Annotated in this window: 6 protein-coding genes and 1 pseudogene; 6 read left to right on the top strand and 1 reads right to left on the bottom strand. The window is 35.8% G+C overall.

Annotation, left to right across the window (positions count from 1 at the left end; translation table 11 throughout):
* Window positions 1-192 (bottom strand): annotated as a pseudogene (locus IQ242_RS12910) (ISAs1 family transposase); the annotation flags it as partial.
* A 471-nt stretch (window positions 193-663) separates the two neighbouring features.
* Here IQ242_RS12910 and IQ242_RS12905 point away from each other — a divergent pair.
* The 6 genes from IQ242_RS12905 to IQ242_RS12880 all read left to right on the top strand — a co-directional run bounded on the left by IQ242_RS12905 (window position 664) and on the right by IQ242_RS12880 (window position 6,790).
* A complete protein-coding gene (locus tag IQ242_RS12905; protein WP_193960249.1) occupies window positions 664-1,674 on the top strand; it encodes a glycosyltransferase family 2 protein in 1,011 nt (336 codons plus the stop codon).
* A 73-nt stretch (window positions 1,675-1,747) separates the two neighbouring features.
* Window positions 1,748-2,554 (top strand): class I SAM-dependent methyltransferase, encoded by an 807-nt coding sequence (locus tag IQ242_RS12900; RefSeq protein WP_228020965.1) that lies wholly within the window; start codon window positions 1,748-1,750, stop codon window positions 2,552-2,554.
* Between the two features lie 92 nt (window positions 2,555-2,646).
* Window positions 2,647-3,597, top strand: coding sequence for a methyltransferase domain-containing protein (locus IQ242_RS12895; RefSeq protein ID WP_193960248.1), 951 nt, complete (start codon window positions 2,647-2,649; stop codon window positions 3,595-3,597).
* Between the two features lie 60 nt (window positions 3,598-3,657).
* Entirely contained in the window at window positions 3,658-4,734 is a 1,077-nt protein-coding gene (locus IQ242_RS12890; RefSeq protein WP_193960247.1) for a glycosyltransferase family 4 protein, read from the top strand.
* Window positions 4,735-4,785: 51 nt separating this feature from the next.
* Window positions 4,786-5,898, top strand: a complete 1,113-nt coding sequence (locus IQ242_RS12885; RefSeq protein ID WP_193960246.1) for a glycosyltransferase family 4 protein — start codon at window positions 4,786-4,788, stop codon at window positions 5,896-5,898.
* Window positions 5,888-6,790 carry an NAD(P)-dependent oxidoreductase gene (locus tag IQ242_RS12880; protein ID WP_228020964.1) on the top strand — a complete coding sequence of 301 codons (903 nt, stop codon included), beginning with the start codon at window positions 5,888-5,890 and terminating at the stop codon, window positions 6,788-6,790. Before IQ242_RS12885 ends, IQ242_RS12880 begins: the two co-directional genes overlap by 11 nt.
* The last annotated feature ends 45 nt before the right edge of the window (window positions 6,791-6,835 follow it).

The following is a 6,835-nucleotide window of genomic DNA, read 5'->3' as shown; positions in this document are numbered from 1 at the left end:
CCTTCTTTCTACTTTAATAAGTCTTCGCAGATTTTCCAACCCTTGTCTTTCATTTTTCCTCACTTTAAAAATTTCTATTTTTCTTGATATTTTTCGACCATGACTATTATCTTGTTCAAGAAAGCAACTTTCTGCCTTTGAGGAATTACTCAGGTCTTGTATTCGCTTATAAAGATTTTTCTGATTTCCTTTACCAAAATACCAAAATACCAAAATTTAATGATCCAAGACAAGATATTGATAAAAAAGCAATCATAAAAAGCAAATTCTTGACATTTGTCAGGTAATTATTTTTATTAGTCAATATTCTACACAACTCAGGCTAGATAAGCAAGATATCTACGCCACTACTATCGGATCACTACCGATATGCGAACATTTTTCCCATTCATTATACCGGGAGAGCCGTTGGCTTTCTAGTATGGGCTGGTTAAAAATTTTCTTGACAATAAGTTCATGATCAGGTACAATTTCTCTAGGTCTAGAAGTTAACTTTTTTAGCTAATCATATTAGCTGATATAACCCCCAGGCTAGTTTAATAGTATTTTGGCAAGTATGAGAGAGCTTCAATAATCTTTCTAGTTCTATAGGGCTAATTACAAACTGAGCTAGTTTGTAATCAAGATTACAAAGCTTTTAGCTTGCCAGTATCAAGATAAGATATGACAATAAAACCACCATTGCAAGAGAAAAAAACTATCGAGCTAGATGCTAACTTCTCTACAACTCGCCGAGTAACTATGGAGAGGCCTGCTATTATTAACGATCCTTGTGCAAAAGTGCAATCTCATTTATTTTTGCCACCAAATCCAGAACGCAGGGGAGAAGGAGGATTAAGAACAAAGGGATATTTCAAGCATTCCTACCCAGAGACAAGTGAGTTATCGGAAAAATTTGCAGTTCCTTTGGTTACTATTATAACGGTGGTTTTTAATGGAGAAAAGCACTTAGAGCAAGCAATTCAGAGTGTCATTAGCCAGTCTTACAATAATGTTGAGTATATTATTATAGACGGAGGTTCTACGGACAACACAATTGATATTATTCGTAAGTATGATGATCAGATAGATTATTGGTTAAGCGAACCTGACGAAGGTATATATGATGCGATGAATAAAGGCTGGAAATTGAGTCAAGGAGATTACATTTACTACCTGGGGAGCGATGATATATTGTTAAATATACCTAGCCAATCTATTCAAAAAGCAAGTTTAAACAATACGGACATAATTCATGGCAATGTAATTATGGATAACGGTCAGCTACGGATCAGTAGATATAATCCATTGATTGTGTTCAAAAATACTTTATGTCCGCAAGGACTATTCATTAAGAAAAACCTACTTGATCAACTTCCGTTCAACACCAAATATAAAATATATGCTGATTTCGACCTTAATCAAAAGATTTATAAGATGAGTGCATCGTCAATCAAAGACAAATCTACAATTGCTTTTTTTAGACTTGGTGGTGCCAGCAGTTCCTATCAAGATAATTCAAAATTAGCGAATTGTAAGCAGGAGTACGCTAGAGTTATTTATGATAATTTTGGTTTGTCTGGGCTGATTTTATCTTGGATTTGGGGGACTGTACGAGGTTTAGTTGTTAGAAACAATATCCATTTACATACCGATTACAAAACCTTGAAAAGAATTTTAAAATACTGCGAATAATCCTTTTTATTCGAGTGATATTGGCATGAACATATTTCAGCAATCAACAATTTAAAGGAGTTAGAAACTTTCTATGCAGAGTACAGCAAATAGTAGCAATTATCAACATTTATTAAGTATAATCAATACTGAATCTTACAGACATTCGACTCATCAAGAAGTCAAAATTCTAGATGTTGGGTGTGGTAACGGACAATTGATTGCATACTTGACAAAAAATCTTCCCTGTGTACAGCCAAATATTAATTGGAAAGTCTATGGTTTAGACGTGGTTAATCATGGTGTTCAAAAAAAGGGGTTTATGGATGAAACAATTGAAAATCTATCAAAGAATTTTTCTGAGGTAGATTTGCATGAAAGACTAACTTTAATTTATGATGATGAAAAGTGGCAATATCCAGATAATTTTTTTGATGTAATTATTTCTAACCAAGTGGTGGAACACGTCAAGAATCATCTACTTTTTTTTCTTGAGCTATCTAGAACATTAAAAATGAATGGATATTCTGTACATCTATTTTCCTTGTCTAACGTTCTCTGGGAATGGCATATTCATTTACCTTTAGTTCATAAGGTTAAAAATTTTGATTTTTTGTTTGATAACATTAAATTTTTAAGCACTTTAGGTTTAGGGACTTTTCATCGTCAGACTAAAGAATCGGGTATATCCTGGGAAGATTGGACTGAAAAACCTACGGATTATTTACATTATTTTACTAACTATATTAGCTACCAAGAGATTTTAAATATGGGCAAAATATCTAATTCAAGAACATCTTTCAGATATACGAGGGAACTTTATCAACTATACCTAGACAAGAAAATGAAACGAACACCAAAATCAATCTATACCAACCATTATAGCTCATTTATCTTGTAGTTTTTATCTATATTTTTTCTTAAGTATATTGCCAGTGTAACTTTGTTTCTTGAGAAAAAGCATACTTTTAGTTAATCGATCGGAGTAAGAAAATGCAGCAATTTATCGAGACGTTGAGTCAATGCCCTAAGTGCCAAAGTAGTCAATTAATTTTTGATGATCATCAGATTATTTGCAAAAACTGTAATTCTGAATTTGCTATTGTCAATAATAAACCGGTATTCATTCGAGAAGATAATAAAATTTTTTCTCCCTCTTTTTATACTAATACGGTGACTAATCATAGTCCAAAAGAAAAAAATATATTCTCAAAAATTGTCCCTAGTCCATCGATCACCTTAAACTATATTGAGAGGATGCAAAATTTTGCTCAGACTTTAGAAAAGTTTACCTTAGCATATGTCTTGGTTGTGGGTGGAGGAAATCAGAAAAGAGATTTGGATAGGTTAATGTCAGAATATAGCAATATCAAATTGATATATTCCGATGTTGATGTTAATGCAGATGTCGATTTATTCTGTGATGCTCACGATCTTCCTTTTCAAGACCAAGTTTTGCATGGTATTATTACTACAGCAGTTTTAGAACACGTTCTCTACCCCGAAAAAGTCGTTAGTGAAATGCACAGAGTTCTCAAAGATGGCGGGGTAATTTATTCAGAAATTCCCTTTATGCAGCAGGTTCATGAAGGGGCCTATGATTTTACCAGATATACCCTTTCTGGTCATCGGCGTTTGTTTAACTATTTTTCAGAAATTTCCAGTGGTTTAGTTGCTGGACCTGGAACAGTTTTAGTCTGGTCTATCGAACATTTCGCTTTATGTTTTGCTGGCAATAATACCTCAAGATTATTAACTAAAGCAATGGTGAGATTATTGTTTTCTTGGCTTAAATATTTTGACTATCTATTCAAAAATAATCCTCAGGCTCTCGATGGAGCTTCTTGTACATATTTCTTAGGAAAAAAATCTCCTGAGAAAGTAGTTTCTGATCAAATGATTATTGAGAGATATAAAGGAGCTAATCATCTTCGCCATACCTAAAGAATATCTTCAATTCTCCAGTTTATACAGGAAAATAATCTAATTAAATCCTCAACAGTGATGAAAATTTTGTTATTCAGTCGCTACGATACTTTAGGTGCTAGTAGCCGCTATCGTACCTACCAATATTTGCCTTATTTGAAAAAAGAGGGAATAGAGGTTGAGACCGCTCCTTTATTAGATAATGATTATATTAGAACTCGCTACTTAGGGGAAAAATACCCTTTATCGAGATTATTATCTGCTTATCAACAGAGAATTTCGCTGCTGTTGAAATCTCAAAAATACGATTTAATCTGGTTGGAAAAGGAAGTATTACCTTGGCTACCAGCTTGGCTAGAATTACTATTTCTCAGAGGAAGAACACCTTATGTAGTTGACTATGATGACGCAGTATTCCACCGTTACGATCAACATTCTGCTTCTGTAGTTAGATGGCTATTGGCACAGAAAATCGATCGAGTAATGCAGAATGCTCGCTTAGTGATTGCGGGAAATGATTACTTAGCTAACAGAGCAACACAAGCAGGAGCTAAATGGGTAGAAATATTACCCACCGTCGTCGATCTTGATCGCTATCCCTTATCAAAAGCTCCTCAAAATGAAGTCTTTACCATCGGCTGGATAGGAAGTCCATTGAAGTTTGTCGATTATATGCAAGAACTTTATCCTGTTTTAAAAGAGATTTGTCGAGATGGTGGTGCCAAAGTCGTTGCTATTGGTGCTAAAGAGACAAATCTAGAGGATATACCTTTAGAAATTAAGCCTTGGTCTGAGGCAACCGAGGTGAAAGAGATGCAACAATTTGATGTGGGGATTATGCCCCTTACCGATACGCCATTTGAGCGAGGAAAATGCGGATTTAAACTAATCCAATATATGGCATCTACTCGCCCAGTTATTGGTTCACCAGTGGGGGTGAACGCAGAGATTATTAAGGAGGGGATCAACGGCTTTCAAGCTAGTAGTCAAGCTGAATGGCTGCAAGCTTTTCAAAACCTGAAACATGATCGAGATTTAAGAGAAAGCATGGGATGGGCTGGCAGAAAACTTGTCGAAGATAAGTATAATATTCAAATAACCGCCCCTAAAATGTTGCAGCTATTGCAAAAAGCTAATCAAGTTTTAAAAACCTAAAACTGTTTTTCTAAAATTATCCATAAATCAATAATCTAAACTGTGCATGAAATGAAAATACTTTTTATTATAACTAGAGCAGATACCGTTGGAGGCGCACAGGTTCATGTGCGAGATTTAGCGAGATTTTTGCAAGATTCTCACCATCAAGTCTTAGTTATTACTGGAACAAAAGGCATTTATAATGACGATCTAATCAGTCATCGCATAACCAATGTATCTTGTCAAGACTTTGGCAAAAAAATTAACTTAACTCAAGACTGGCAAACCTTGAATTTTATCAAACAAATTATTGCAGAATTCCAACCAGATATTATCAGCACTCACTCTAGTAAAGCAGGAATTTTAGGGCGGTTAGCTGCCAGAAAAAGTAAGACTCCTTGCATTTTTACCGCCCATGGTTGGGCTTTTACAGGAGGTGTACCAGAGCCGAGTCGCACTATCTATCAGTGGTTGGAAACAATCACAGAACCTTTAGCTAATAAAATTATCTGTGTTTCGGAACAAGATCGATTAATTGGAATAAAAACTGGTATGCAACCGCAGCGATTATTAACCATTCATAATGGGATGCCAGATCTACCCACAGAATTGAGAGCTAATCCTAGTGCTGCTAATCCTGTTCGTATTGTTATGGTGGCAAGATTTGATCAGCAAAAAGACCATGTAACCTTACTGAAAGCCTTTCAAAATATTCCTGAAGCCCATTTAGATTTGGTCGGAGACGGTCCGGATTTAGAAAAAATTAAAACCTTAGCTAAGGAGCTAAAAATTATCGACAGAGTTAACTTTTTAGGTTTTCGTAATAATGTAGCTGAAGTCCTAGCTCAAGCCCAAGTATTTACTTTAATATCTAATTGGGAAGGGTTTCCTCGCACTACAATCGAAGCAATGAGAGCGGGATTACCAGTAATTGTATCAGATGTGGGTGGAGCATCGGAAGCAATTGTGGAAGGAATAACCGGATACACTGTAGCGCGAGGAGATGTTAACACTTTACACCAGAGACTATTACAATTAGTTCTTGATCAAAAGTTCAGAGCTAAAATGGGAGCGGCAGGACGCAAACGCTACGAAGCAGAATATACTTTTGAGAAGATGTTTGAAAAAACCTTTCAGGTTTATCAGCAAGTTTTAGCCAAAAGGAGAAAAAATGATGATTGAGAATAAAATATTAATCACAGGTGCTACGGGATTGCCTGGTGGTTTTTTCATGCAACATTTGGCATCTACTAAGCCTGAAATAGAAATACATTGTTTAATTCGACCCACTAGCGATCGCAGTATGTTAGATAGTCTAGGACTGAATTTAACCTACGATTTTGGCGATAGCTCTATCTCAGAAACCTGGGAAGGAATTTTTAGGGAAAATAGTTTTGAAACCATCATCCATCTCGTCCAACTTCGACAAGTACCAACTATACTTAATAGTCTAAAAAAATTCCAACAAAATCCCCGATTAATTATTATTGGAACCACAGGAGTATATTCAAAATATAATGAATATTCTGCCGAGTATAAACAAGCAGAAAATTATTTACAAGAGTATCCTGCTTCTTATTGTCTGCTGAGACCGACAATGATTTATGGCACCCCTAAGGATAAAAACCTACACAAATTGATTAAATTCTGTCACCGCTACGGATTCTTTCCCATTTTTGGCTCTGGTGATAACCTGTTACAACCAGTTCACGCTGATGACATTGCCCAGATGTTGTTAAAAGTCTGGGAATGTCCTGATATACAAGGTGCTTACGATCTTTCCGGAGGTAGTATTGTTTCCTTCCGTCAGTTAATTTTCTTGATAGAACAATTATTAGGCCAATCGGTGCGTCCCCTGTCCTTTCCCTTGAACTTTGGCATTTGGTCAGCTACCCTACTAGAAAAAACATTAGGTAAAAAATCACCAGTGCGACGAGAACAAATCTTGCGATTACAAGAAGACAAAGCTTATGCCCACGAAGAAGCTAAAAGGGATTTAGGGTTTACTCCTCGTACTCTAGAAGCCGGACTACAACAAGAGATAGAATTAATGCGCTTCCAAGGCATAATTTAACTAGGGTTTGCGGCAAAAAGTTTGTTGGTGGGGACGGGGTGTAGC

This window comes from Microcystis sp. LEGE 08355 (assembly GCF_015207185.1).
Lineage (GTDB): Bacteria > Cyanobacteriota > Cyanobacteriia > Cyanobacteriales > Microcystaceae > Microcystis > Microcystis panniformis.
This window is presented reverse-complemented; position numbering and strand designations above follow the sequence as displayed.